Genomic DNA, 2116 nt, shown 5'->3' on the forward strand with positions numbered 1-2116 from the left:
GGGCCTGGAAACTGCTCGCTTTCCGCGGGGAAGACGACTAGCCTCCTCGAGCTGCGCTCTGTGGGGTCTAGCCAGCCTTTCCTTTCCCGCAGGAGTCTCCCAGTTTCCAGGCCCCCATTTCGATAAAGAAGAGCTCGAAACTTTCGTATTGTGAAAGGAGCTTGGGCGAATAGAAGCTTTGCTGCAGGGTTTCCATCATAAATAAGGCAAGTTAGTGCCACTATGATTTGGACATGGCCATTTGGCAAAGGGCGTAGGGGAATGAGGAGACTCCTGTGGGATAAGCGGATTAGATGAGACCCCACAGGGCGCTAGTAGCAAGAGGAGGCTCAGCATACGCCCACGGAAAGCGAGTCATTCCCCGAAGTCCTTATCTTCTTCATACATCTCGAAATCAAGTGTTCCAGATAACTGCACTTATGTTCAATAACTAAATAACCTTTAAGTTCCTATTTTCATCAGTGAATTAAATCTATCCTTTTAAAAGAATAGCGTTTAAAACAAACTACATAAAAAGGCGGATAGGAAACCCACCTTTTATTGAAATCATCAAAATCAGTCAATTCTCATAAGCACAGAACGATTCAACTCCCGAATCGACCTTTGACCAGCCAAAGCCATCGTCAAATCCGTATCCGCCAACAAATTGCGAAGAACTTCATGCACTCCCTGCTCTCCTGCTACAGCAAGACCATACATACACGGTCTTCCGACTAATACGGCCCTCGCTCCTAACGCCAGGGCTTTGACTACGTCAGATCCTCTGCGAATTCCACTGTCCATTAACACAGGAATTTCATCTTGGACGACATCACAAATCAATGGAAGAGCATCCAGCGCACTGATCGATCCATCTACCTGACGTCCGCCGTGGTTAGAAACGATAATGCCGTCGACGCCATGCTCCATCGCAAGCTGAGCGTCCTCAGGGTGCAGAATACCTTTTAACAAAATCGGCAGGCTCGTATGCTGTCTTAAGAAGGATAGATCACTCCACGTCAATCCCGCATTTCCAAAGGTTTGCGTCCAATGCATGATGGCTCCGGAAGGGTCATCCTCTGGTGGAACAGGCAGTTGAGAACGGAAGGCAGGATCTGTCAAATAGTTGCCTACTCCTTCTCCGATTAGAAACGGTAAGTAAACATTCTTTAAATCATATTCCCGCCAGGCCATCATAGGCGTGTCTAATGTCACCACGATGGCTGAATACCCTGACTTCTCTGCTCTTTTAAGAAAACTCGCGGTCACTTCCGGATCACGATTCCAGTAGAGTTGAAACCACCTGGGGGCATCGCCCATCACATCTGCGATTTCTTCCATAGACTTCGTCGAAGCAGAACTCGTAATATAAGGAACCTGCATTTTCGCAGAAGCTTTTGCTGAGGCCAGTTCTCCATCCGAATGAATGATGGATTGAACACCAATCGGAGCATGCATCAGTGGTGACATGTACGTTTGTCCAAATAGTTCAATCGAGAGGTCACGATTTTCAACGTCCCGAAGCATCCGGGGCACGATCTTCCATTCGTTGAATGTGCGTAAGTTCGCTTCCATCGTTTCTTCTCCGCCAGCACCGCCGGCGACATAATAAAAAGGACCGTCTTCCAATTTCTCGCGTGCCAGTGCTTCCCATTCCTCATAAACTACCGGAAGCCTATCCGGATCGGGATTTGTCATCGTCTGATACACCTTAAATTGAACCTGATTGCCATAATTGGACATTCTATTCGTTTCCTCCCTCATGAAAATGGTACATTATGGATTATGGTTTCATTTTATCACACTATATGACAACGTTTACATTTTTTTGTAGAGGGAGATATCTCTTGGTTTACGCTGATAGGTGTTTATATTAATCCCCTTTACTAAATTCCGCCTCAAGACGGAAATGATTTCGTTCCCAGGCTCATCGTCTGATGGAAATCAGAGTCTTAAACTAATAGTAACACATCAATTAAAGGCGGGATGATGCATGTCAGTAAAAGAAGCAGCATTGGTGACCACTGAAAAAACAGAAAACATACCATCGGTTTTTAAGAATAAGAACTTTCTTCTTTTATGGGGGGCGGCGCTTTTATCAAGCTTTGGGATTTCTTTTTTCTTATTCTCTCAAAGC

1 protein-coding gene is annotated in these 2116 nt (G+C 45.7%); it reads right to left on the reverse strand.

Features of this window, described 5'->3' with window-relative positions; translation table 11 throughout:
• Positions 1–555 precede the first annotated feature (555 nt).
• Complete coding sequence (locus tag LD39_RS04230; RefSeq protein ID WP_081988291.1) at positions 556–1722, reverse strand: lactate 2-monooxygenase; 1167 nt, start codon at positions 1720–1722, stop codon at positions 556–558.
• Positions 1723–2116: the final 394 nt, after the last annotated feature.

The sequence above is a fragment of the Halobacillus sp. BBL2006 genome, assembly GCF_000786645.1.
GTDB lineage: Bacteria > Bacillota > Bacilli > Bacillales > Halobacillaceae > Halobacillus.